14 protein-coding genes are annotated in these 25560 nt (G+C 59.5%); 7 read left to right on the forward strand and 7 right to left on the reverse strand.

The genetic code is table 11. The annotated features are described in order from the left end of the window. Positions 1-653: 653 nt before the first annotated feature. Entirely contained in the window at positions 654-10103 is a 9450-nt protein-coding gene (locus tag M8N44_RS01710; protein ID WP_146021220.1) for an autotransporter outer membrane beta-barrel domain-containing protein, read from the forward strand. Between the two features lie 124 nt (positions 10104-10227). Here the strand turns inward: M8N44_RS01710 and M8N44_RS01715 are convergent, their stop codons facing one another. The 4 genes from M8N44_RS01715 to ykgO form a co-directional block, all read right to left on the reverse strand. Then, positions 10228-10638 (reverse strand): OsmC family protein, encoded by a 411-nt coding sequence (locus M8N44_RS01715; protein WP_022397240.1) that lies wholly within the window; start codon positions 10636-10638, stop codon positions 10228-10230. Positions 10639-10819: 181 nt separating this feature from the next. Further along, on the reverse strand, positions 10820-11131 hold the full coding sequence (locus tag M8N44_RS01720; RefSeq protein WP_102722751.1) for a DUF1330 domain-containing protein: 312 nt from the start codon (positions 11129-11131) through the stop codon (positions 10820-10822). A 279-nt stretch (positions 11132-11410) separates the two neighbouring features. After that, on the reverse strand, positions 11411-12574 hold the full coding sequence (locus tag M8N44_RS01725; protein WP_102729200.1) for a homoserine O-acetyltransferase family protein: 1164 nt from the start codon (positions 12572-12574) through the stop codon (positions 11411-11413). Between the two features lie 86 nt (positions 12575-12660). Beyond that, a complete protein-coding gene (gene ykgO / locus M8N44_RS01730; protein WP_065529996.1) occupies positions 12661-12825 on the reverse strand; it encodes a type B 50S ribosomal protein L36 in 165 nt (54 codons plus the stop codon). Between the two features lie 523 nt (positions 12826-13348). Here ykgO and M8N44_RS01735 point away from each other — a divergent pair. The 3 genes from M8N44_RS01735 (at position 13349) to M8N44_RS01745 (ending at position 16817) form a co-directional block, all read left to right on the forward strand. Further along, positions 13349-14071 (forward strand): LamG-like jellyroll fold domain-containing protein, encoded by a 723-nt coding sequence (locus M8N44_RS01735; RefSeq protein ID WP_102729199.1) that lies wholly within the window; start codon positions 13349-13351, stop codon positions 14069-14071. A 590-nt stretch (positions 14072-14661) separates the two neighbouring features. After that, on the forward strand, positions 14662-16524 hold the full coding sequence (locus M8N44_RS01740) for an LpxL/LpxP family acyltransferase (protein ID WP_180975286.1): 1863 nt from the start codon (positions 14662-14664) through the stop codon (positions 16522-16524). 74 nt (positions 16525-16598) lie between these two features. Further along, positions 16599-16817, forward strand: a complete 219-nt coding sequence (locus M8N44_RS01745; RefSeq protein WP_102729196.1) for a helix-turn-helix domain-containing protein — start codon at positions 16599-16601, stop codon at positions 16815-16817. A 95-nt stretch (positions 16818-16912) separates the two neighbouring features. On the opposite strand, the gene pflA is transcribed toward M8N44_RS01745, so the two are convergent. Further along, a complete protein-coding gene (gene pflA, locus M8N44_RS01750) occupies positions 16913-17695 on the reverse strand; it encodes a pyruvate formate-lyase-activating protein (protein WP_102729195.1) in 783 nt (260 codons plus the stop codon). 16 nt (positions 17696-17711) lie between these two features. Next, on the reverse strand, positions 17712-19979 hold the full coding sequence (gene pflB, locus M8N44_RS01755) for a formate C-acetyltransferase (RefSeq protein WP_102729194.1): 2268 nt from the start codon (positions 19977-19979) through the stop codon (positions 17712-17714). Between the two features lie 376 nt (positions 19980-20355). On the opposite strand from pflB, the gene M8N44_RS01760 reads away from it, so the two are divergent. The 3 genes from M8N44_RS01760 (at position 20356) to M8N44_RS01770 (ending at position 23850) form a co-directional block, all read left to right on the forward strand. Beyond that, positions 20356-21033 (forward strand): GDSL-type esterase/lipase family protein, encoded by a 678-nt coding sequence (locus M8N44_RS01760; protein WP_249852992.1) that lies wholly within the window; start codon positions 20356-20358, stop codon positions 21031-21033. 155 nt (positions 21034-21188) lie between these two features. Next, positions 21189-21977: a GDSL-type esterase/lipase family protein gene (locus M8N44_RS01765; protein WP_102729192.1), complete on the forward strand. Its 789-nt coding sequence runs from the start codon at positions 21189-21191 to the stop codon at positions 21975-21977. A gap of 85 nt (positions 21978-22062) precedes the next feature. Next, positions 22063-23850 carry a sialidase family protein gene (locus tag M8N44_RS01770; protein WP_102722748.1) on the forward strand — a complete coding sequence of 596 codons (1788 nt, stop codon included), beginning with the start codon at positions 22063-22065 and terminating at the stop codon, positions 23848-23850. A 32-nt stretch (positions 23851-23882) separates the two neighbouring features. On the opposite strand, the gene M8N44_RS01775 is transcribed toward M8N44_RS01770, so the two are convergent. Then, positions 23883-25244 carry an ankyrin repeat domain-containing protein gene (locus M8N44_RS01775; RefSeq protein WP_022397229.1) on the reverse strand — a complete coding sequence of 454 codons (1362 nt, stop codon included), beginning with the start codon at positions 25242-25244 and terminating at the stop codon, positions 23883-23885. Between the last annotated feature and the right edge of the window lie 316 nt (positions 25245-25560).

A 25560-nucleotide genomic window follows, 5' to 3' on the forward strand; every position in this document is an offset into this window, starting at 1 on the left:
CTGTTGTGCTTGGAGGAGATTGATTGATAAAAGGCGGGAAAACGCGTTCAAGCCATGGAGTCCTCCAAGCTATCTGATGGCCGTTTTCCCGGGAACAAGGGGTCCCGGCCTTGGAAGTCCGTTTCTCTTCCGGATCCGTTCACTCTTCATGTGTTTCAAACGGATGCCGGTTCCATTGCCCGACCATGCGGAGACGTGCCCCGGAGTCCTGTGCAAACGCTTCACCATGCTGCGGGAGTGGAAAATTTTGGGAAAATGGACCAGAGGCATATTTAGTCATTCTTCCTCAATCTCCAAAGTGCGATTTTCATAACTTGTTGTGAGGCATATTTTTATTTTGTCCTGTCATGAAAAGAGCAAATGCGAATTCGCAATCCGCCGTCTCTTTATTTACATATCATTCAAAATTTCATCATTGAATAATATTTAACAATCAAGGGATTATCTGTTTCAAAGATAATCCCTTCATAGAAAACCGGGAAAATCTGTTTAACGGGGATAATTCCTTTCTGTTAGAAAACCGTTGCAGGTGATTCTTTTCCTTTGACAGCGGATTGCGAATTCCTTATTTATATTCACAATCATATTTCCCTTGCCGTGTTGTGGGAAAGGTTCTTTTATGATTGAATAACCCATTAATTGTCAAACGTTACATGAAATTGCACCTTCCCTTGAATCTGCTGGCCGCCCTGATAACCTCCTTCTCCGGGGTAACGCTTGGAACTGCCACCTTTGCAGGAGTTTCTGGTCTTTTAATAACAGTATCACAGGCTTATGCTGCGGATGTCGCTTTTAACGGGACACAGGTTAACGTAGCGGCGGGAGGCAGCTCCACTTATGACGTGGGCACCGTTACGGCTTCCACCACCTTGAATTTTGCCGGGGCGGGCAACGCTACGATCACGAACCTGAACGGAGACGCCCCGGAAGCCGTGCTGACAGTGAATCGCGTCGCCAACGGAGGAACGGCCCTCTCCACCCTCACCCTGAACGGGGCGGGCACCTTCAACGGCATTATTTCCCTCTATTCCAACACGACAGGGGGAACGCAGAACAACATCCTGAACCTCAATCACGCGCTGGCGGCCCAGAACGCCACCATCAAGCTGGGCGGCTATGGTTATGCGACCGGGGCCTCCGTCCTGAAAGCGGGCGTGAATACCTCCATCAGCAAACTGGTGCACAACAACACCGCGGCCCTGATTACCGGGGAGGGAACCACACTGACCATCACGGGGGACTCTTCTTCCTACGGCGGCAGCTTCGGCGGCACCGTGACAGTTGATTACACGGGGGGCGGCACGTTCACCCTGGGCAATTCCGACAAGAGCGCGGCGCTGACCCCCGCCGCCTCCGCGGATGCCACTCTTAAAATCAGCAGCGGAACGCTTTCCCTGTTTTCCGGCAATGTCAACTGGTCCCAGAAGCTGGTCATGGGGGACGGCACAACGCTCACCGTGCAGGACGGCCCCGCCGTTTCCGGATATTATAACTATGACGCCACTTCCATCAATGGGGACGGCTTTACCTTCTCCGGGGCAGCCACGTTCGGCACCGGAGTGAACCTCACTACCCAGTACGGCAAGAACATCAAATTCACGGGCGTGCTTACGGCCGCCTCCGGCTTTTCCATCAGCGGGACCGATAGCGAGTACACTTATTACACCCTGACCGGCACGGAAAACCAGATCGGCGGGACCATCGCCATCACCCGCAACTCCACTTCCCTGGGCATCAACGCTTCCGGTTCCCTCGGCACCGCCGCCGTAACTACTTCCTCCGGCAGCCAGTACCTCACTTATTACGGTACGGCGGGAGAAGCGGCGGACGTCATTGACAACTCCATCACCGGGGCAGGCAACTTTGTAGCCCAGTCAGGCTGGGTGCATCTGTCCGAGAACGTAGCGCTTACAGGCACCTACACCGTCAATTCCGGCGCCGTACTCTCCAAGGCGGGCTCCATCAGCGCCGCGCTTGCGGGAGGCAGGCTGGATGCAGGCAATGGAACCATGAATGTGACGGGACTGACGGGGAATGGAACCATCTCCGCCTCCGCGGGCACCATGAATTTCCAGGACGCCTTCACAGTGGGGGAAACGATGGGCATCCTCGCCAACGGTTCCGGAACCATTACGGGCAATGTAACGGTGGACGGCGGACGCCTGTACTACACCTCCATGGACAATGTGGGCAGCGTGCTTCAGAACGTGACGCTGACTTCTGGCCTGATTGATTTTTCCGGTTTCCAGGAATTCCAGGACCTGTTCGGTTCCGAAGCCCTGGTGAATACCTCCTACAACCTGGGCGTTGACCTGGGGACGGGGTTCACGCTGGCGGATATTGACGAGTCCCTGTACACCATCACCACCGTTGACGGGAAAACGGTTATTACCTTCACGGGATCCGGCGCGTATGATACCGCATGGGATTCCGCCTGGGGGCTGGAAAACGCCCCCACCTCCGGCGCCGGAACACTGGCGGACCAGCAGACGCTGGCCCTGTACAACATTCGCGCCGCGTCCATGCAGGAGGGCTTCGGCTCCGTGAACGTCGTGACCGGAACGGGTGACCTGACGGGAGTGACCCTGGCAGGCGGCTATTACAACACTGCAACCAATGCAACGGCCACGGAGATCACTACCGGCATCTGGACGGATGTGCTGGGGGGCAATTACGGCCTGATCATCGGCGGCAGTTATGCCAACAACTGGAGCGGCACCGGCAAGTGGAACATCACGGGTGACGTCCATACCCAGATTCAGGGGGATACCTCCGTCAACTGGGTGGTGGGCGGCAACTACAAGGACGGCCAAGCTGCCGGCATTACGGGGAACGTTTACGTGTCCGTGGACGGAAATGCCGTGGTCAAGGGGAGCGTGATAGGCGGTGGCACCGCGGCCCACAACTCCACCAACAACATTGACGGCAGCACCTTTGTCGTGGTGCGCAGCATGCAGAGCGTGACGGATGAAACCGTCTCGCTCAATTCCGTAGCCAGGGGCTTCATCATCGGCGGCAGCGCCTATGAAGCCAACTCCACTTCCAGCGCCGCCATCACCGGAAGCACCAATGTGACGATTGACCTGGGGACTGCCTCCGGCACCTTCGTCAAGAGCATCGTGGGCGGTTCCTACTCGGGCAGCTCCGGAACATATACGATCAACGGGGACTCCAACGTCAGCATCACTGCCGCCAGTGACGCCGTCTTTACCGGGGCCATTTACGGCGGCGGCTACGGCACTGCCGGAACTTCCACGGTCAGAGGCAATTCCAACCTGACGCTGGATGGCGGCGCCTATACGGGAGCCCTTTATGCGGGCGGCGGCGGAGCAAGGTCCGCCGTGAACGGGAACGCCACCCTCACCGTTAAAAAAGCCGTGTTCCGAGCGGGCAGCACGCTGAATGTGTCGGAAGGCACGGTAGGGGGCACCTCCTCCCTGCTTCTGGGCGGTTACGGCAATACGGCGGACCAGGCCATCTCCTTCTCCAATACGGTCATTACCGGCTTCGACATTGTGACCATGTTCCAGAACTCCTTCTTTACGGGGAACCTGAAGGTGGACGGCTCCAGCACGCTGGCCCTGGCGGGAGACGCCGGAACGGGAATCAACGTGAATGGCACGTTCGCCCTTTCCGCGGAAGGGGAATTGAATCTGGACCTTACCGGGTTTGGCGCCTTGACGGACGGCATGTCCGTGCTCTCCACCACCGGACTGACCAACATCTCTTCCATCAAGGCCGTCTTTGCGGACGGCGTGGCGGGAACCATCACCCTTTCCAACAATGGCAGGGACCTGGTTTACACGGCGGAAACCCTCCTGCTGTGGGCGGGCGGTGAAAACGGGGTCTGGAGCGCGGAAAACATCTGGACGGACGGCGGCACGCCCGCCACGTATGCGGACGGCCTGGCGGTTTCCTTTGCAGACCAGGCCGGAGTCGCCACCTCCGCGGTGCAGCTTGATTCCGAGGTTTCCCCCGGCTCCATGCTGGTCCGCAACACCACCACCCGCTATGAGCTGGCGGGAACCGGAGTAATTGCCAATACCGCCGTTACCAAGGAAGGCACGGGAACCCTGGTGCTGGGCTCCGCTTCCATCCTCGGTACGGGAACCACCGTAGCCGTGAACCAGGGCGTTCTGGCGTTCGGGTATGATACGGACCTGCCGGCCACGGGCATCACCTGGGGCGCGGGTTCCTCCCTGGGAGCGGCCAACGGCGCGACGGTCACGGTGAATTTGGGAACCGTGACCAACCCGGCGTTCTCCCTTGCCGCGGATACCAACTCATTCATTAATCTGGTAACGCCTTCAGACCTTACCTTCGGCAATAACATCACGGGAGCCGGCTCCGTCCGGAAAACCGGTACGGGGCTGCTGAAATTGACGGGGGCCAACTCCGGCCACCTGATCGTGCAGGAAGGCAACGTCCAGATAGGGGGCGGCTCCACTGCCATCAATTGGGGCAGCGCCGGTTCCTCCGTCACCCTGCAGAACGGCACGTCCCTGATCATTGCGGGCAACAGCGCCCACCACACCATCGGTTCCGATCTGATTCTGGGCACGGCCGCATCTGACGCGGTCTCCCTGAAATGGGTGGACGCCTCCCAGGCAAACGCCACCAATTACCAGCATAACTTTACGGGAACCGTTACCGTCAACGGGGCGGCCACCCTGGTGGGCCGGGACAACTGGGCCAAGGAAATGGGCTTCACCGGAACGCTTACAGGCGCAGGCTCCCTGACCTACAGCCGCGGAGGGGGCGATGGCAGGTACAACTCCAACGGCAAGCTCATCATCGGCGGTGACGCCTCCGGATTTACCGGCATGATCACCATGAACGCCGCCAACGGGTACAGCACGGGGCTTGACATGCGCACCTCCATGGCGCAGGGCGGGGTCACCCTCACGTCCGGCACGGATACCACGGGATTCGCCTTCATGCGCGTGCTGGGGGATATTGAAATCGCCTCCCTGGACGGCACGGCCAACTCCCAGGTGGGCGCCGTGGGGGGAGCGCGTACGCTGACGGTGGGTTCCGGCACGTATAACGGCACCATCACGGACCACGGCGTTGCCATCGCCTACGGAGCCACCACCATCTCCTATGACACCACCGGAGTCCTCTCCCTGACCAAGGTCAGCGATGAAACCCTGACGCTGGGCGGAACGGTCAGCTACACGGGGCTGACGAACATCCAGGGTGGAACCGTTGCCCTTACTGCCGCAGGGGCCACGTCCCTGGGGAACATCACCATGGCGGCCAATACGCGGATGACGACCGCCGGGGCCCTGAATCTGGCGGCCAGTTCCACGCTGACCCTGGATATAAGCTCTTCCATCGGCGTGGGTGGGGCCTTCGGGGCCGGTACGTTCAACCTCACCCTGAATGGCCTTGAAGGCATTACGGAAGCCGGGGAATACACCCTGATTTCTGCTGCCAGCGGACTTGATGCCGCCAGCGCCATCTTCAACTGGGCCGGCTATACCGGAGACGAAACGCTGATTTACACGCTCGAACAGACGGGCGCCACCCTCAAGTTGGTGGTGACTTCCGCCGGGGACGTTTGGATCTGGCAGGGAACGGAAGGCATGACCTGGAGCGACACGAACACGGGAGCCCAGTGGGGCATTGACGGCTCTGCGGATACGGCCGCCGGCCAGAACCTGGTCTTCAACAGCTCCGGAGCGGGAACCGTCACCCTGTCCGGCGCGGTGAATCCGGCCTCCATCACGGTGAACAACGCCGCGGGCAGCGACTATGTATTCGCCTCAGACGGCACCGGAAAAATTGCGCAGGGCACGCTGACCAAGCGCGGCGAAGGCAAGCTTACCCTGAACCTGGACAATACGGGCTGGGCGGGAGCCATCTCCCTCCAGCAGGGCGAGCTGGTGGCCCAGGTGGCCAACTCCCTCGGTTCCGGGGCTGTCACCATTACGGGTGGCACGCTCACGCTGGCTACGGCTGACGTCCAGCCGGGCATGGGCATGATCAACCTTCAGGGCGGGAGCCTCAATCTGGCGTCCGGCGCCTTTGCCACGGCGTTCACCGCAGACAACATGACGTGGACGGACGGCTCCCTGATCCTGGGTGAAAATGTGACGGCTACCGCCGCCAAGGCCCTGGCCAACGGAAAAACCGTGGAACTGGCCGCCGGCTCCATGCTGACGGTCAGCGGCGCCAATGACAACACGGCGCTGAACCTGGATGCCTCCGGCACCGGCACCATTTCCGTGGGCCTGGGAACCAGCTACGGAGCCAATGTCCTGAACATGAGCACGGCATTCCAGGGAACCCTGTCCGTGACATCCGGTTACTTCCAATTGAACAACGTGACCATGGGAGCAGACGGCACCGTGAACCTGGCGGACTCCAATGTCCGTGCGGAATGGAACGGCACGGCCGGGGGCGCCTTTGCCAATGACATCATCTTTACGGGCAACCAGATATTCGCCACCAAGGACTTCACCCTCAGCGGCGATCTGAGCGGAACGGCGTTCTCCACCCAGGGCGGGGGCAACATCACCCTCACGGGCGGCGTCAATCTGGACGGACAGCTCAAGGTGCACCGCGGCACAGTTACGGTGAACTCCGCCAATGTGACCAAGCTGGGGGACAGCATTGACATCCAGAACAACTCCACGCTGGCCTTTGCCCGCGACTTCTCCTACGGCGGCGTCATCAGCGGCACGGCCGGCAGCACGGTATCCGTAAACGCCGGAACGCTGGAGCTCACCGGAGCGAACACCTTCCTGGGCACCCTCTCCATTGCGGGCGGCGCTACGGCGCGGCTGGGTGACGGGAGCGCCTGGGCCGGGGCCCTCTCCGGAGCCGGTTCCCTGGTCGTCGACACCACGGGGAATATAACGCTGGCGGCCGGCAACACCGGGTTCACCGGTTCCACTACGCTCTCCGGAACGGGCACCGTCACCCTCGCGGGGGCCGACTCCCTGGGGTCCGGGCGGGTCACCGTCAACAACGGGATTCTTGACCTGGCCTCCCAGAATGCGGCCAACGCCATCCTGATCACGAAGGGAAGCCTGGCAAACGCGGGAGCTAAAACCACCGGAAACGTGGAAGTGGCCGCTTCCGCCGGAACGCAGGGCGCCCTGAACACCATCAATCTGGGCGGTCTGTCCGGCTCCATGGTCGGCTCCATCGTCATGGAAGACTACTCCCGGCTCACCGGCATCTCCGGCGGCCTGGACATGACGGGAAAGACGGTGACGCTGAAACTGGATTCCGGCAGCCTTACCGCGGGCGGAACAACCGGGCAGGGCGTCATTGATGCGGACAGCCTGACGCTCTCCGCCGCCAACACGACCATCAACCTCAGCAACCAGGGCGTCCTGGACCTGCTCTCCGCCAACCGGGATTCCGCCGACGGCGTAGGGCTGGTGCTGACGACGGGAACGCTGACCGTGGACAACTACAAGCAGATAGCCTTCTCCCCGCTTCTGGCCTCCCTCGGTTATGCCGTGACGGAAGTCCTGGGCGCGGACGGAACGCTGATGGTCAGCGGCAATACGGACCTCGTCTACCTCGTGGACACCACGCCCAACTCGGACAACCCCAACATCAGCGACTACGCCGCCCTGGATCCCTACAAGGCCGTGGGCATCAACGGAACCACGCTCAATGTAAGCCTGAACGGTGCTCCTGAAGCCTCCCGGAACGGAGACGGCCTGAAAGTCAGCAACCTGATCGGCAGCAATGGCGCTCTGGTGGTGACGAATACGGCGGCGGACGCTGCCGCCAACCATGCCGTGGTGGACCTGATCCAGAACGTGGACGCCGGAGGCAACAGCTACGGCGGCACCATCAGCGGGGACCATGTGGACTTTATCAAGAAAGGAGCGGAAACCCTCACCGTGGAAGGCAGCTTCACCGGAAATGACTCCATGCTGAGCTCCACGGAAGGGAACATTGTCCTGAACGGTACGGGCAACAGCCTCACTACGCTGGAGCTCGCCGGGGGAGACATCACGCTGGGCGGCAGGAATGACGGCGCCTCCCGCGTGACGACGGTGGAAAACCTGGCCTCCGGCACGGGTGGAGGAACCCTGGACCTGGGCCGCGGCGCCCAGCTGGTCCTCACCGGCCAGCAGGCCGGCAGCCATGTGACTGATGTGACCATCTCCGGTGACGGCACGCTGACCCTCGGAGGAATGGGAACGGACTCCTCCCTGACGCTGGGCAACGGCTCCTCCCTGGACGGCGTTCTGCTGGACATCCGGGAAGGTTCCGCGCTTTCCACCGCGGCCGGCTCCGTGAATACGGTCTCCGGCCTGACGGGCGGGGGCGCCCTGAAGCTGAGCGGCGCGGAAATGACGGTGGACTCCTCCGCCTCCCATACCTTCACCGGTACGCTGGACGGCGCATCCGGAACGCTCAACGTCAAATCCGGCAACGGCAGCGTGCAGACCATCAAGGGTGCGGGCAATGCCGGCTACAACCTGAACGTGAGCGACGGCGGCGCGCTGACCCTGGCCGGCGCGGCTGCGGAAGGCGGTAATCCCGCCCAGGCTGCCTACAAGGGCATTACAGTGAACGGAGGCACGCTCAACATCGGCAGTGCGGACGCTCCCAAGACCCAGTTGACTCTTGGCACGGACGGCTTGAGCGTGACGGGGAACAGCACGGTTACCATCACCACGTCCTCCACCACGGTGGATGGCCTGGGGAACCCCTTCGTCACCTCCAGCGGAAACATTACGCTGGGCGACGGAACGGGAGAAGTGACGCTGGTCATGACCAACCTGGACACCCTGGTGACGGGGAGCACGGAAACGCTGAACATGGAACTGTTCAAGACGACGGACGGCGCGCTGGTATCCCTGGGCGACAACGTCACCCTCCAGGACATGATCCTCAGCTCCCTGTATGAAAACCTGTCTCTGACCACGAATGACAGCATGACGGCCATCATCCTCACCGGCACGGCGCGCACGGAAAACATCTTCCGTGACTCCTCCCTGACGCGGAACGCGGCCACCGGGGCGGACCTGCTGTGGAACTCCCGCTACCATATGGAGGAAGGCACCACCCTGCGCGACTTCTACACCTCCGTTCTGCTCTCCCAGAACGCGGGCGACTACTCCGGCGCGGCCCGCAAGCTGGCCGCCGCCGCGGGCAGCACGGTCACCAGCCTGGGCATCGCCCAGCGTGACTCCCTGCGCGACCAGATGGGCTGGATCCGCAACCGCGTGGCGCAGATGGGCGTGAACCCCGCGTACGTCCATGAGGACATGCCGTACTTCCACATGTGGATGCAGGGCACCGGGTCTTATGCCAAGCTGGACACCAAGGGGGATGAAAGCGGCTATGAGCTCACCACCTGGGGCGGAACGGTAGGCATGGACGTGGACATCAACGACAACTTCACCGCTGGCGCGGCCTTCACGGCCAACTACGGAAGCCTCACGGCGAATGCGGCGGATACCGCGGACGGTGACCTGGACAGCTACTACGTCAACCTGTTCGCCCGGTACCAGTCCCGTAAATGGTCCCACCTGCTTATCCTGACGGGCGGCTGGAATGATGCCAAACTCACGCGCACGGTGGATTACGGCTCGGGCTCCTACCAGGCCCACGGCAGTACCACCGGGTCCGGCTTCGGCGCCATGTACGAGCTGGCGTACGACATCGCCCTCAATGAAGACAAGAGCGTGATTCTCCAGCCCCTGTTCAACGCCTCCATCGTGACGACGCGCATGGACGGCTACAGTGAAAGCGGCTCCGCCGGAAATGCCGGGCTGAGGGTGGAGGACCAGGAACTGACCACGGCCGCAGTCGCCGTGGGCGCCAGACTCTCCGGCCTCATGGGCTCCAACGTCTTCGGGCGTGAAGCGCTGGGTGAAATCCGGGTGAACGTCTCCCAGGACATGGGCGACCGCCGCGGGCAGGCCAATGTGGGCTTCCTGGCGGACCCCTCCTACACGCGTCCGGTGTACGGCGCCAAGGTGGGAAGCACGGCCTTCCAGGCCGGTGTGGGGTTGAGCGTCCCCGTAGGCACCCAGGGCGTCATCTTCGTGGACGGCAATGCGGACATCCGCAGCGGTTCCAGCTCCATCAACGGAAGCATCGGCTACCGCTACAACTTCTAAAGGAAGAAAACGTCAGTTAATCAGAAGGCCGCTGCGGAATAATCCGCAGCGGCCTTCTTCGTGAATGGGCGGGATTTCTTTATAGGATAACGTGAAGAGTGATTTCCGCCCTCTCATGGGCGGCTTACTTCCATTCCCATTCAACGGGCGTTTCCATGTCCGGCCTCAGCGCCTGGCGGACCGGGCAGCTCATGGCCGTTTTTTCCAGCATGGAACGGAGGGGATGGCTGCTTTCCAGGGGCATTACGGCCTTCAGCTCAATCTTTTCAATCCCCTTGGAGGATTCCACCGCGCGCGCCAGAACGCGCATGCCTTTCAGGTCCACGCCCTTTCTGGCCGCGACCACGGAAACCAGGCTCATCATGCAGGAGGCGAGCGTGGAACCGAGCATCACGCCGGGGGAGGGAAACTCCGCGCGGCCTTCAAAAGAGGCGGGCAGGTCCGTGGCAAAAGTGATGTTGGAGGGAATGTAGGTGGTTTCACAGCGGAATTGCCCGACGTTCTCCGTCTCGGAGGTGTAATGAGTATCAGTCATAGGAGTGTGACAGCGGAACCCTGGATCGAGTTCACCTGAATTTGGTTATTTTTTTAGTTGGGCCGTCGCGGAAATCCGATTTGCAGGGGTGCCGGTCCATTCCGGCATGCGCGGCAAAGCCCCCCCTTATCCCCGTTCTCCTGTGCTTGCCAGGAAATCAATCCTGATCTGATGCAGCCCTTCACCGAGCTTCATCACCATCCGTTCCTTTCACGATGATGGCGTGGCTGTCAACGGAATCTTCACGCAGTGACTTGATCTGCCGGTATTCTTCCGAAGAAAAGCAGCGTTCCAGGCTTTCCCTGGAGGGAAAACGGATGACGATCACGCGGTCCGGCTTCCACCCGGAGCTCAGCGGAATGACCTCATTGGTCCTGACCAGGTATTCGCCGCCGTGTTTTTCAACAATGGGCTTCACTTCCCGGATGTAGGAATCGTATGGAGTGTCTGCATCGGAGCTTAAAGAAACCGTTACGATAAAATAATAGCTCATATCCTTCCTTTCCCTGGTGGCCGGCCCCTGTGCGGCTGCCATGAAATGCTCCGTGGGGAATTCGCAGTTTTCATGATTCGCCGGAAGCGTCCGGTGCCTTGACAGGGAGACTAAAGCCGGAGGGCTTTGCTGTCAATCCGTCTTCCGGGCTTGCCCGGACCCGTGGCGCCTCCTTGTTTGTGGGAATCGCTTTACAAGGGCAGGGGCCCTTGTTTCCGGGGATGCGGTTATCAGGAGAACGGATGGGGAGGGAGGTTTCCCCGGCTTGAACGGAAAAGCTTACGGAGTGTGTTCCGGGTGCCCTTCCGCCAGAATGCGCCGGATGGGTTCCGCGTAAAGCTCCGGCTCCAGCAGGAAGGAATCGTGCCCTTTTGTGGAAACGATGGTATGGAACTCCACGGGAATGCGCGCGGATTCCAGCTGCGCCACAAAATCCTGCTGTTCCGCCGGGCGGAAGCAGCAATCCGTATCAATGGAAAAGACGAGCGAGGGAATTCCTGCGCGGCGGAAGCCTTCCAGAGCGGTTTTAAACGTTCCGTCCGGAGCGTGGTCGCGGATGTCGAACTCCGCCCACATGTCCGCAATGCGGATGTAGGCGTTCGCGTCAAAGCGTTCCGCAAACTTGGTCCCCTGGTGCAGCATGTAGCTCTGTGTGCTGCGGGTGGGCGTCATCCATGTGAGCAGTCCGGACTTGCCCCCCACTTCCTTTCTGGCGCGCTGTTCCAGGCCTTCCTGGTATACGAACGACTTGTGGCCGATGATGCGCGCGAACGCCAGCCCCTTTTTGGGGGCCGGTCCCTGGTAATAGTCGCCCCCGCGGAAATCCGGATCAAGCTCGATGGCCAGGATTTGTTCAAACAGGGACAAACGGTGTTCAATGGAAGCCCGGTAGCCGGAGCCGATGGAAATGAAGCTCCGGACCCGTTCCGGGAACTGGCACGCGAAGCTGAGGGCGATCAGGCCGCCTACGGACGGTCCTGCCAGATGGATGCGTTCTATTCCCAGGCTGTCCAGCAGAAGAGCCTGGAGGCGCGCCTGGTCCGCCGCCTCCACATGCGGGAAACGGGAGCCGTAGGGCAGGCCGTCCGTAGGGGATGGGCTGGCCGGTCCGGTGGTGCCGTAGCAGCCCCCCAGGTAATTGGCGCAGATGATGCAGAAGCGGTCCGTATCCAGCGGCTTGCCGGGGCCGATGATGCTGTTCCACCAGCCCTCGTGGTTTTCCGGCTTCCAGAGGGACCCGGTGCCCGGAACTTCCGGATTGTAACCGTAGGCGTGCTGGCTGCCGGAAAGAGCGTGGAACAGCAGGATTACGTTGTCCTTCTCCGGCGTCAGGGCGCCGTACTGCTCGTAGGCCACGCGCACCTTGTCCAGCACGGCGCCGTTCCGCAGGGAAAAGGAGCCGGGCAGGTCCAGAAATCTGGTTTGGACGGTGGGAAGCTGCATGGATGTGCGGGAAGGGGCTTTGTCAGCAAAAAAAGACCGGCACCCGGCGGGCGGCGGTCTTCTTGAAATCTGTGTTGGGCCAGGGTTTACTTGACGCCCTTCTTGGAAAGACGCGTACCTGCCGTGGCGCCCTGGCGGGCTTTAAACTTGGGATTGCTCTTGCAAATCACATACAGCGTGCCCTTGCGCTTCACGATTTGGCAGTCTGCGTGGCGGCGCTTCATAGAGGCTAAGGAAGAAAGAACTTTCATGGTGTGTAACTCCGGTTTGGTGTTCGGTTCGGGAGACGGAATATACCGTTTGGTTAAGAATTGTAAAGTCATTTCTTTACCAAAAGTAAAATTGCAGTTCCGGACGAACTGCTTCTGCGGCTTGCGGAAGAGAAGATAGTACGCATGGACGGATTTGTAATCCGAAGTCAAGCCTACAAAATTGAAAGAAAAAAGGTTTGGGCAAATTTCGCTTGCCGGTGCCCGGTGATTTTGCGGCTCCGTCGCCTGGGAGCGGAAGGCTCCCGCCTTTCGTGGTTGAAACCCGTTCTGTAGCGCAGCGGAAGCTTCCGTTCAATAACCGTTGCCGCATACCGCCTGGCTGGGGAAAGGAGCTGGGTAATATCAATTAAGGTTCGTACCCACGATGCCGGAGTTTCGCGAAGGACAGCTTTTCCCGACTGTAGAATCAATACCGGATTACAAATCCGGTATTGGTTTTGCATGGAAGGGAAGGTTCTGGATATTCCCTTCAACCAACTGACGATCAACTCTGTTTAAGATAATGAAAAAGACATTCTTAACCATCATGCTGGCTGCCGGCATTGGTTCCGCCTGCGCCGCAACTGCCGCCGCCTGGGAATTTTCTTCCGGCACTCCCTCGGAACAATTCATGACGGGAAGCGGCATCAATCTGGAAGGATGGAGCATTTCCTCCCCGGTCAATTCAGCGGCTTCCTATACGGACTGGGCGACGGTGACGGGCGGGGACCGCAACATTTCTACGCAGACGGTGGGCATGTGGCTGGATTTGTCCTCCCTGGGGTCTGCCGCCACTATTTACAGCTTTGGAGAGACGGGTTCTCTCCGCGGCCTCCAGCTTGTTTACAACGGGGACGGCACGTTTACTTCCAGGAGAACGGGAGAAGCGGGCCAGACCTTCACCATTGGGCAGGACGTCATTGACGGAGGATGGTTCAACCTCTCCATGTCCCTCAGTACGGATACCACCACCCGGAAAACGGATTTCCAGATTTTCCTGAACGGGGAAAACATCGTGGATACCCCCCAGTTGTTCGCGGGGCTCAACGGCGGCCAGAACGGAACCGTGACCGTCGGCGGAGGCACGACGGATGAACATTCCTTCAGCATCGCGGATTTCAAGGCTTATGGTACCGCATTGACGGGACAGGAAATCAAGGAGGCGTGGAACATGGTTCCCGAACCAGCGGCCGCCTCCTTGAGCGTTCTGGGACTGATGGCGCTGCTGGTGCGCCGCCGGAAGTGAGAGAGGCGGAAAAAATACATTTCAAACGGCAGGCAGCAGGGCGGACATTTCCGGTGGGAATGTCCGCTTTTTTATTGTTTCACGGAACTGTTGCAGAAAGACGGCTCTTCTTTTTCCAATGGCGGCTCTGGGCCGCCATGTACTGGTGAGTTTCTGTTTTTCCCGGCCCTTCCTTCGGACGTGCGGATGTCATGTAAACGGTATCCGCTGTCCGGACGGGATACATCTTTTCCATGATCTGCTGCGGTCCGGGTCCCTGTATGGCCCCGGGCTGCAGCTTGCGGCAGTTGCAGCCTTCCGGAAACTTTTTCCTGCATTTGGAGGAGTAACAGTTCATGGTGAAATCCGGAACGGGACGGGAGGGCGGTGCAGTTTCCGTTCCGGCAGCGGTTCTTTTCCGCCGTGGGAAGGAAGCATGGAACGGGGCTTCCCGGGACGGCAGGCCGCCGGAACGCGGGAAGGAAGCCGCATGCGGGAGAATAAAGGGTTTGTGGACCGGAAGGGATTCGTATAAAATGTTCTCCGGTTTTCTTATGACGAGCTCCCCTTCATCCTCTCCTTCCCGCCCTGCATTTGCCCATCAGCTGGGAATGAAAGGATTCCTGATCATGGAAGGGCTGCTGAAGCTCGTGGGCATGAAAACGCTTTACCGCCTGGGGCGCGTGGCGGGCGGCGTGGCGTGGTACTTGCTGCCGCAACGCCGGAAAATTGTGGAAAGAAACCTGCGCATTGTGCTGGATCCGGCCCTGCGCGGCAGGGAACTGCAAAAATTGAGCAGGGAAAATTTCAAAAGGACGATAGCCAATTTCCTGTGCTCCGCGAAGACGGCCACCCTGACGGATGAGCAGTTGAAAAAATGCGTCACCATCGCGGGGCATGAAGAATTTGCCGCTCCTGCGGCGGAAAGGCGCGGGCAGGTATGCGCCATAGCCCATTCCGGCAACTGGGAGGCGCTGGCGAGGATACGCGTGTTCTTTCCAGAAGTGGAACGTTACGGGTCCATGTACCGCCAGTTTGACAACCCGCTGATGGAGGAATACGTATACAAGCGGCGCACGGAGCGGGGCACGCGGATGTTTTCCAAGGAAGGCGGCATCAAGGCTCCCATGAAGATGGTCAAGGAGGGCGGCGCCCTGGGTGTGCTGAGCGACCAGTTCGTCTGGGAGGGGGTGTATGTCCCCTTCTTCGGCAAGGTGACCGGCACGACGCCGTTGCCCGCTTTGCTGCGGAAGAGGACGGGAGCGGATATGGTAGCCATCGCAGTACGCACGGATTCTCCCGGACACTGGATAGCGGACATGGGGAACGTGGTGGATTTTTCCAACTCGGACGGTTCCCTGGCGGGGGACACCATTGAAGTGAACCGGAGCCTGGAAACGTTGATCCGCAAGTCCGTTCTGGACGTGTTCTGGATGCACCACCGCTGGAAGTCCATCGACCGCTTTGCTCCGCAGGATAAAAAAACGGACGGCCTTCTGGAAAACATGGAGCTGCAGCCGTACCGCATTCTGGTGGCTGTTCCCAAGGCGCTGGATGAAGCCCTGGTGACCGTTCCCCTGGTCCGTGCGCTGAAAGCCGTCCGGCGCGACATGCAGGTGAACGTCATCTGCCCGTCCGCGCAGGCGGGGGTATGGAAGGCGGTGCCGGAAGTCACCCATGTTCTGCCGCACGATTCCCTGAATCAGCTCCGGGAGGCGCTGGCCGCGGATGAATTTTACAATGACGGTCCGCTGGACCTGGGCGTCATGCTGGACCAGGACATGGAAACGCTCAAGGCGCTGGAACCGTACGGGCCCATGATGTTCTCCGGGCTGGACACGCATCCCGGCGCACGGAAATACAAATTCCGGGTGAAGGCTCCCGTCCTGCGCGCCGCTCCCCCCATGCACCGGGTTCAGCTTTATCTGCAACTGGGGGGGCTGCACGGGCTGGATGCCTGGAATCCGTCCCTGTTCCCGGTGAAAAAGGCGGCTGCGGCGGAAAACGCCCCCATCCTGCTGGCTCCGTTCTCCAGCTTGGGCAGCGCCAGTGAATGGAGTGAGGAACAATGGGCGGAGCTGGTTTCCCTTCTGCCGGGCAGGCCCGTACTGGCCGCTCTGGAAGAAGACCGGGAACGCGCGTCCGCTCTGGCGGAACGCCTGAATGTGGAGCTGGCGGTGGGAACTCCGGAAGCCTTGTTCCCCGTGATGGATGCCGCCGTGGCGGCCGTGGCTGTGGATGGTGACATTCCGTCCCTCTGCTCCTTCCGCGGTCTTCCGGTGGTGACCCTGTTTTCCACCCGCCTCCCGGACGTTTGCCGGCCCATGGGCCCCTTCAACCGCTCCCTGTACAGCCACCAGTGCTGTTCCCCCTGCTTCCTGAAGGAGTGCGACCGTGATGTTCCCTGCAACCGCCATATTGCCGTGCAGGAGGTATTGGATGCTCTGAGGGAAATAACAACCTCTGAAATTTAACGGGTTTCTCTACCAAGAAAAGAGCTTAGTCCTTTTTCTTATGATGAAGAAACGCCTGTGTTAAACAGGAAGTCATGTCTAAAGGCATTAATTTTAAAAAGTTGAGAAATGATGCCGGTTTAACGCTGGCTCATCTTGCTGAATTGTCTGGATATGACGTGACCGATATAGTTCGTTTGGAACAGGGAGAAAAATTCCTCCCTGCATACGGGAATGTATTCTTGCGTTGCTGTTACAAGCACGGGAGGAGGGTCTGGCTTTGGATGTCAGAATATGGCGTGAACGTGCTTTAAAAGCTGAATATAAGGTAGAGATTTTACTTGGAATGGTAAAAGGAGGAATGGATGTTTTATAAACGCCTCATGGTTGAAAAGAATTTTTCCTGCCTTCAATGCACGGAACTTTTTAAATTTTCTTCCTGGCGGAAGATGTCGCGGACCTGTTCCGTCAGTTCCTCGGAAGGTTCCGGAACGTCCTTCAAGGTGTAGTCCAGCTTCAGTTCATCCCACTTGAAGCGCCCCATCTGGTGGAAAGGGAGCACGTCCACGCGCTCCACGTTGCCCAGGCGCGCCGCATGGCGGGAGAGCTCTGTGATGTCTTCCATGTTGTCCGTGAGGCCCGGAACCAGGACGTAGCGCAGCCAGACGGGTTTGCGGAGGGCGGCCAGGCGTTCCGCGAATTCCAGGGTGGGGCGCAATTCCCCGCCTGCCAGGGCCCGGTACCGTTCCGGGTTCCACGCCTTGATGTCCAGCAGGACGAGGTCCGTATTCGCCAGCAGTTCTTCATCCGCGTTCGCGCCCAGATGGCCGGAGGTGTCCAGGCAGGTGTGCAGCCCCAGTTTCTTGCATCCTTTCAGTACGGTTCTCGCAAAATCCGGCTGGAAAAGGGGATCTCCCCCGGAAAGGGTGACGCCTCCGCCCGCCGCCAGCAGGAAATCCCGGTAGCGGGCTATTTCTTCAAGGACGTCGGCCACGCTTCTGCAGCGTCCCCTCCGCACGTAGGAGGTGTCCGGATTGTGGCAGTAGCGGCAGCGCAGGCTGCACCCGGACAGGAAGAGGACAAAGCGGATGCCTGGACCGTCCACGGTGCCGCAGGATTCCACGGAATGGACCAGTCCGGTGACGGCAGTTTCACCGTCCGGGGCCGGATTCTGGGAGAAAGCCTGCGGCATCCGCTTCCTGGCTGGGTTAACGGGTATGGAAGGTGCGGTTGATGACCTCCTGCTGCTGTTCCCGGGTCAGCTTGATGAAGTTCACGGCATAGCCGGAAACGCGGATGGTGAGCTGGGGGTATTTTTCCGGGTGGTCCATCGCGTCAAGGAGGGTTTCCCGCTCCAGCACGTTCACGTTGATGTGGTGCCCGGTGGCGGCAAAGTAGGCGTCCAGCAGGGAGACGAGCTTCGTGCGGCGTTCCCCTTCTTCCTTGCCCAGGGCCTGCGGCACGATGGAGAAGGTGTAGGAGATGCCGTCCAGGGAGTCGCCATAGGACAGTTTGGCTACGGAGAGCATGGAGGCCACGGCTCCGTTCCTGTCCCTTCCGTGCATGGGGTTGGCGCCGGGCGCGAACGGTTCCCCGGCGCGGCGGCCGTCCGGCGTGTTGCCCGTCTTCTTGCCGTACACCACGTTGGAGGTGATGGTCAGGATGGACTGGGTGGGCAGGGAGTTGCGGTAGGTGTGAAGCTTGCGCAGCTTTTCCATGAAGTTGCTGACCAGGCTGCATGCGATTTCGTCCACGCGCGGGTCGTTGTTCCCGTAGCACGGGAATTCCCCTTCCGTCTTGAAATCCACAATCAGGCCCTCTTCATTGCGGACGGCCTTCACGGTGGCGTACTTGATGGCGGACAGGGAGTCCGCGGCCACGGAGAGCCCGGCGATGCCCGTGGCCATGGTGCGCAGGATTTCCGGATCATGCAGCGCCATTTCAATGCGTTCATAGCAGTACTTGTCGTGCATGTAGTGGATGATGTTCAGCGCGTCAACGTAGGTTTTGGCAAGCCAGTCCTGCATCTTGTCGTACAGGGCCATCACTTCGTCGTACTTGAGCACTTCCTCCGTATAGCGCGGGGAGGGCGGGGCCACCTGTTTCCCCTTGAGTTCGTCCACGCCGCCGTTCAGGGCGTACAGCAGGCACTTGGCGAGGTTGGCGCGCGCACCGAAGAATTGCATCTGCTTGCCGATGCGCATGGCGGACACGCAGCAGGCGATGCCGTAGTCGTCACCCCAGTGCGGGCGCATCAGGTCGTCGTTCTCGTACTGGACGGAGGACGTTTCAATGGAAACCTTGGCGCAGAAATTCTTGAAGGCTTCCGGCAGGTTCCCGGACCACAGCACCGTCAGGTTCGGCTCCGGAGCCGGACCCAGGTTGTACAGCGTCTGGAGCATGCGGAAGGAGCTGCGGGTGACGAGGGTGCGCCCGTCTTCCCCCATGCCGCCGATGGATTCCGTCACCCAGGTGGGGTCCCCGGAGAACAGGTTGTTGTAGTCCGGCGTGCGGATGAAGCGGACGATGCGCAGCTTCATCACGAACTGGTCAATGATTTCCTGCACTCCCTCTTCCGTGATGAGGCCCTGTTCCAGGTCGCGGGTAAAGTAAATGTCAAAGAAGGTGGAGACGCGGCCCAGGGACATGGCCGCGCCGTTCTGTTCCTTCACGGCGGCCAGGTAGCCCAGGTAGGTCCATTGCACGGCTTCGCGGGCGTTCCCGGCGGGGCGGCTGAGGTCGCAGCCGTAGGAGGCGCCCATCCGGGCGAGTTCCTCCAGGGCGCGGATTTGTTCGCTCATTTCCTCGCGCAGGCGGATCAGCTCATCCGTAAGGGGGGAATTTTCACGGTTTTTGAGATCCTTGCGGCGTTCGGCAATCAGCTTGTCCGTGCCGTACAGGGCCACGCGGCGGTAGTCCCCGATGATGCGGCCGCGGCCGTAGGCGTCCGGAAGTCCGGTGATGATGCCGGCGGAGCGGGCGGCGCGGATGTCGGAGGTGTAGGCGTCGAAAACGCCCTCGTTATGCGTCTTGCGTATCTTGTTGAAAATATCCGCCGTTTTTTCGCACATCTTGAACCCGTAGGATTCAAGGGCCTGCTGGGCCATGCGCAGGCCGCCGAAGGGCATCAGGGCGCGTTTCAGGGGAGCGTCCGTCTGGAGGCCCACCACCACTTCCAGCTCCTTGTCAATGTAGCCGGGCTTGTGGGAGACGATGGAGGAGACCACTTCCTGGTCCGCATCCAGCACGCCGCCGTTGTCTATTTCCCGTTTCAGCAGGACTTTCAGTTCCTCCCAGAGCCGGAGCGTGCGTTGGGAAGGGCCGGAAAGAAACTCTTCATTGCCGGAATAGGGCGTGTAGTTGTTCTGGATGAAATCCCGTACGTCAATGGACTCCGTCCATGCTCCCGGCTTGAATCCCTGCCATTCCTGCGGAAGGGCGGGGGATTCCTTCAAGTCTTTTACTATGCTGATCATAAATAGGATGTAGTGAAGAAGACCGGAGAAAGACGCTCCGCGCCCGCTGAAAGCCCGGAAGCGGCGAAACTCCGCACCACCTGATTATACCGGGAATGTTAGCGGTCAACAAGGCCAATTCTTCCAGGCGGGGGAACTGGAACGGTTGCGCTGGTCTGTTTCAGGCATCTGGCTGTTCCGGAATAAAAAATGAGGGAAATTTACGGTTATGGGGGATAGTTTTTTCTTTACTCTCCAAATTGCCGCCAACAATATTTTAACTATCATTTTGATGAAATCCCATTCATTCCTCTGTTTGTTGCTGGCGGGAGTTTCTTGCGCAGCCTTTTTCTCCGGCGCGTGCGCCAATGAGCTGCCGTCTACGCTAAAGCCTCAGGTGAACGAGCGCGCCGTTTATGACTGGAATGGCCGTCATAAGGCCGTGATGGAGAGGAACCGGAGCGTTAATCCGGAATATGCCGTCTTTAGCGACAGCATTACCCACCGCTGGGGAGGGGAGCCTTCCGGAGACAACAGGGGCCTGGGGACGGGAAAGGAGGCATGGAAAAATCTTTTCTCCCCTCATACGGTGACCAATATGGGGTTTGGCTCAGATTACGTGGACAATGCCTACTACCGTGTGCAGCTTGGGGAACTGGACGGAATCTCTCCGCGCGTGATCATCGTGCTTTTGGGAACCAATAATCTTGGCGGCAGGAAGGATACCCCCCAGTCATGCGCGGACAACCTCAAGGCTTTTGTGAGCCTGGTGGGGCGGAAGTGCCCGGCCTCTAAAATCCTGCTCCTGGGCATTCTGCCCAGGAAGGAAAAGGCGGTGGCGCCCCTGATTGTGGAAACCAATAAAATGATATCCGTTCTTGCTGATGGAAAGAGGGTGTTTTTTGCCAATCCGGGCACGGCGTTCCTGGCAGAAGATGGCGTGTCGCCAAAGAGCGGCCTGCTGGTGGATGGCTTGCATCCCAGTGCTGCGGGATATGACGTGCTGGGGAAGGAATTGAGTTCGCTTCTGGAGAAAATAGACGGCAGATACAAGGGAGGTTCCGTAGTTCGGTAAGACAGGAATGGGAGGATGCGCGTCCTGATGTTCCGGCGCGGCATGGCCGGCTGTCGGGGCAGTGGTCTTTTTCTTCCGGGAAAGGCCGCTTCAGCATGTGGTCTTGATGCGTGGAAGTATTTCCTTAAACTGCTTTTCAATTCCGTTTTTCCGTCATGAATTCCCTGCTGTATACGTTCACTGCGCTGCTGGGCGCCGCCTGCCTGGCGCTCCCCGCATTTTCCGCTCCTGCGGCCGCGCTGCCCGCCACCCTGAAGCCGGAACCCCACCAGCGGGATCCGTATGACTGGAATGCGCGGCATGAAGCCGTCAAGAAGCGGAACCGGGCCGTGAAGCCGGAATACGTGATGATAGGGGACAGCATCACCCATCATTGGGGAGGGGAACCCTCCGGAGACAGCAGGAAGGCGGGGGAGGCCTCCTGGGAGAAATTGTTCGGTCCCCATGCGGTGACCAACATGGGCTTTGGCTTTGATTACGTGGACAATGCCTATTACCGCGTGCAGAACGGGGAGCTGGCCGGCATCTCCCCGCGGGTCATCATTATTCTGCTGGGAACCAACAATCTGGGCCACCGGAAGGATGCTCCGCAGGCCTGTGCGGACAATATCAAGGCATTTGTCCGCCTGGTGCATCAGAAATGCCCCTCTTCCAAAATCCTGCTGCTGGGCATTCTGCCCAGGAGGGAGAAAAACCTGGCGGAGCCGGTGAAGCAGACGAACAAGCTGCTCGCAAAGCTGCAGAATGGAAAAAACGTCTTTTTTGCCGATCCGGGGAAGGCTCTCCTTTCCGCGGACGGCGTTTCTCCGCGCAATGAATTGATGAAGGATGTAGTGCATCCCAACGCCAAAGGGTATGAGGTGCTGGAGAAGGAACTGTCCGTACTTCTGAAAAAGCTGGATGCGAAATACCGCGGCGGGAAATCCGCGGGCAAGCATTCCTGACGGTGGTCTTTTTGAGGAAGGAGGGAATTGTGCTTGAAGGGGAAGTCCTGTTTGAGGAAAATGTACCGCCTTTAGTATTTGATTTATGAAAAACCTGTTGTTTGCGTTGTTTGCCGGTTCCGTCTGCTGCTGTTATGCCCAGCAGAACGCCGCTCCCGCTCCGGAGCCTGAAATTGTCGCTACGCCGCCGTCCGATGCCGGGCGCGGCCTCATCCGCGTGAACTCCCGTGAAATCCGCCATTACTCCGGCACCCGCAAGGAACCGGACTACCTGGTCAGCAAGGACAACGGAAAGACCTGGGAAATGAAGGCGGCTCCGAGCGGTTACCCGCCCAACTACGGTGGCATTCCCAAGGAATCCCCGGCGATTGCGCGCAACCCCGTGACCAGGGAATTCATCCGCGTGCAGCCCATCGGAGGGTTCATCTTCCTCTCCAAGGGAGGCCTGGACGGCAAGTGGTTTGCGGTCACGAACGACGGCAAGCTGGAGGAAGACTGGAAAAATCCGGAGAAGCAGAAAAATCTGAAAAAACTGGGCGGCATCATGCGCACGCCCACCTTTGTCAACAAGGGCAGGAGGGTGATCGTGCCGTTCCATAACATGGGCGGCGGCACCAAGTTCCATATTTCCGACGACGGAGGCCTGACCTGGCGCGTGTCCAAAAATGGCGTTACCTCTCCCAAGCATGAAGCCAGGCCGCCCCACCAGGGCGTCAGGTGGTTCAACAATGCCGTGGAAGCCACAGTGCTGGAAATGAAGGACGGCACCCTGTGGGCGCTGGCCCGCACCTCCCAGGACCAGGCGTGGCAGGCTTTCTCCAAGGATTTCGGTGAAACATGGAGCAAGCCGGAGCCGTCCCGTTTCTTCGGAACCCTGACCATGAATACGCTGGGCCGCCTGGATGACGGAACCATCGTCTCCCTGTGGACGAACACGATGGCCCTGCCTGAAAACGCCACGGCAGGCAACGGCACGTGGGAGGACGTGTTCACCAACCGTGATTCCCACCACATTGCCCTTTCCAATGACGAGGGCAAGACCTGGTACGGATTCCGGGAAATCATTCTGGACGAACACCGCAACCATCCCGGCTATGCCACCCTGGACGGTCCGGAGGACCGCGGCAAGCACCAGAGTGAAATGGTGCAGCTTGACAAGAACCGCATCCTGATTTCCCTGGGGCAGCACAAAAACCACCGCCGCCTGGTCATTGTGGACCGCCGCTGGGTGGCTGCCAAAACGCGTTCCACGCAGACGGGCAGGGACCTGGACGGCCAGTGGACCATCCATACCTATATCCCCCAGAAAAAAGGCCATTGCAGCTATAACCGCAAACCCTCCGCTGAACTGGTGCCCGACCCCTCTGGAGGTGGAAAAAAAGTGCTGCAAATCAAACGCCTGAATGATCCAGAACTGGTTAATGAGAAATCCAATGTGGATTACCAGAACGGGGGCGCCACCTGGAACTTCCCGAACGGGACCACGGGGCTGGTCAAGTTCCGCTTCCGTGTGGCGGACGGGGACCAGGCGGACGATTCCGGCCTTCAGGTTTCCCTGACGGACCGCCTGTTCAATGCCTGTGATACCACCACGAAGGATTACGCCCTGTTCACCTTCCCCATCAAGCTGAAGCCCGCGCCCCATCTGCTGCTGGGCATGAAAAAAGTTCCTTTTGCGCCCGGCGCGTGGCATGAAATTTCCATTCTGTGGCAGGGGCCGCAGGCTGTGGTCTCCCTGGACGGGAAGAAGGCCGGAACGCTGAAAATGGCCAATCAATCTCCCAACGGAGCCAGTTACATCCATTTCATCAGCACCGGTTCCAAACCGGATGCCGGCATCCTGCTGGATACGGTGAACGCCCGGGTGAAATAAAAGGCGTCCTGCCGCAGGGGGGCGGCAGGAACTCAGCGGCCTCTCTTTTTCGGAAGCGGTGAAGCGTTTAACTCCGGCAGGTTCTTCAGGACCATGTGCAGATGGTCGTTTGACCGGTTGCCTATCTGCTGGAGGACCGTGCGCCCGTACTTGTCACGCAGGGAAGGGTCTGCCTGGTGGTCCAGCAGCAGGCGTGCAATGCCCAGTTTCAGGCGGTCAAGGGAATCGTCCCCCAGCAGCATGTCACGGCAGCACAGCATGAGGGCCGTTTCCCCGGCTGCGTTTTGATGGTTGACGTCCGCCCCCTCGCTGATGAAAAGATTGACCAGTTCCCTGATTTGGGGGAGATGGGATATATCAATGAAAGCCAATTGGCGGCACAGGTTCAGCAGGGCCGTGTCTCCCCCGGAATCCGGCGGAGCCGTGTTCATGGGCATGGCCGCGTTGACGTCCGCCCCGTACTCCAGCAGGGTATGCGCGATTTGCAGCGCGGTTTTCGGGGTGTTCAGGTTCAGGGAAAGAAGGGGAGGGGTCATCTCTCCGCGGAAATTGGGATCATACCCGGCTTCGCAAAGCTTGCGGACCAGAAGAGGGTATCCGGCAGCGGCGGCCCAGGTCAGCAGACTGGTTTTTTTACCCCTCAATTCCGGCTGGAGGGAAATATCCGCCCCGCATTTCAGAAGAAACAGAGCCGTTTCCTCATAGGGCGCCCCTCCGATGCCGGCTACGCAGGTCATGACGAGGGGAGGCCAGCCCATCGGGCCCGGTTTATCCACATCCGCGCCGTTCTGGATCAGCAGGTTAAGGCAGGAAAGCCTGTTGTGCACCGGCAGGGGTCTGGTATCGTCCATTCCGGGCTGGCAGGCATAAGTCAGGGGTGTATCCCCCTGTTCGGACCCCGGGATGGAGGGAAGGGCCTGGTGCGGCAGGATGATCTGGAGGTTCGGGTCCGCGTTGCGCTGCAGAAGGCGGCCCAGCAATTGCACCTCTCCGAGCCCCGCAGCCAGGTGCAGCAGGGTTTCGTGGGACGAGGTGCTGCAGCGGCCGTCCGCGCTCTCCGCCGTATTCCGGATCATCTGGAGCCTTTCCCTGATTTCGTCCTGCATGTACTGGCGCATGGAAACCTCGGAAAACATGTGCCAGTCAATATGGCGGGAATTGGGGGAAAGCCCGCGGAAAATGAAACGCTCCGGGCTGCGGTGCGCCGTGAAATCCGCTGCGGTAAGAATTTGCTCCCTTTCCGCTTTTGTCCAGATAGGGTTGAATTTCCATTCCGCGGGGGAAGGGTCATTCCTGAGGAACCAGAAAATGGTGGAGCCTGCGACAAGAGCCGCAAAAACGCTCAAAGCTCCAAGAAACCAGAGGGTTTTCTTTCTTAAGGTCGTGTGTATCATAAGCAGGGGAACTGCAAAAAGCCATGATGCAGGAATCCGTAACTTCGGGCAATGAAAAAATGGTACGCGCAAGGAATGCCCGGAGCGAATTATATGGAAATTTAAACGGCGGATTGTGAATCCGGAGGGAGATTTTTTCCTGCCTGACATGGAAAAGAAGCCCGTGGATAAAGTCATTTGCGAGGGTGGCGGAAAATATGGTGTCATGCCCCGGACGTCATATTGGACATGGGTCTTATGATGTGGTTCATTTAATTCCAATTATTTGAATTATGTCCGGATTCACAATCCGGTATGATGCGTTAGGCGTTGCGGT

This window comes from Akkermansia massiliensis (genome assembly GCF_023516715.1).
GTDB lineage: Bacteria > Verrucomicrobiota > Verrucomicrobiia > Verrucomicrobiales > Akkermansiaceae > Akkermansia > Akkermansia massiliensis.

Bases quoted from the DNA above. Each gene is read 5' to 3' on its own strand.
- M8N44_RS01710 (WP_146021220.1), top strand. From the start codon at position 654: ATGAAATTGCACCTTCCCTTGAATCTGCTGGCCGCCCTGATAACCTCC.
- M8N44_RS01715 (WP_022397240.1), bottom strand. From the start codon at position 10,638: ATGACTGATACTCATTACACCTCCGAGACGGAGAACGTCGGGCAATTC.
- M8N44_RS01720 (WP_102722751.1), bottom strand. From the start codon at position 11,131: ATGAGCTATTATTTTATCGTAACGGTTTCTTTAAGCTCCGATGCAGAC.
- M8N44_RS01725 (WP_102729200.1), bottom strand. From the start codon at position 12,574: ATGCAGCTTCCCACCGTCCAAACCAGATTTCTGGACCTGCCCGGCTCC.
- ykgO (WP_065529996.1), bottom strand. From the start codon at position 12,825: ATGAAAGTTCTTTCTTCCTTAGCCTCTATGAAGCGCCGCCACGCAGAC.
- M8N44_RS01735 (WP_102729199.1), top strand. From the start codon at position 13,349: ATGAAAAAGACATTCTTAACCATCATGCTGGCTGCCGGCATTGGTTCC.
- M8N44_RS01740 (WP_180975286.1), top strand. From the start codon at position 14,662: ATGAAAGGATTCCTGATCATGGAAGGGCTGCTGAAGCTCGTGGGCATG.
- M8N44_RS01745 (WP_102729196.1), top strand. From the start codon at position 16,599: ATGTCTAAAGGCATTAATTTTAAAAAGTTGAGAAATGATGCCGGTTTA.
- pflA (WP_102729195.1), bottom strand. From the start codon at position 17,695: ATGCCGCAGGCTTTCTCCCAGAATCCGGCCCCGGACGGTGAAACTGCC.
- pflB (WP_102729194.1), bottom strand. From the start codon at position 19,979: ATGATCAGCATAGTAAAAGACTTGAAGGAATCCCCCGCCCTTCCGCAG.
- M8N44_RS01765 (WP_102729192.1), top strand. From the start codon at position 21,189: ATGAATTCCCTGCTGTATACGTTCACTGCGCTGCTGGGCGCCGCCTGC.
- M8N44_RS01770 (WP_102722748.1), top strand. From the start codon at position 22,063: ATGAAAAACCTGTTGTTTGCGTTGTTTGCCGGTTCCGTCTGCTGCTGT.
- M8N44_RS01775 (WP_022397229.1), bottom strand. From the start codon at position 25,244: ATGATACACACGACCTTAAGAAAGAAAACCCTCTGGTTTCTTGGAGCT.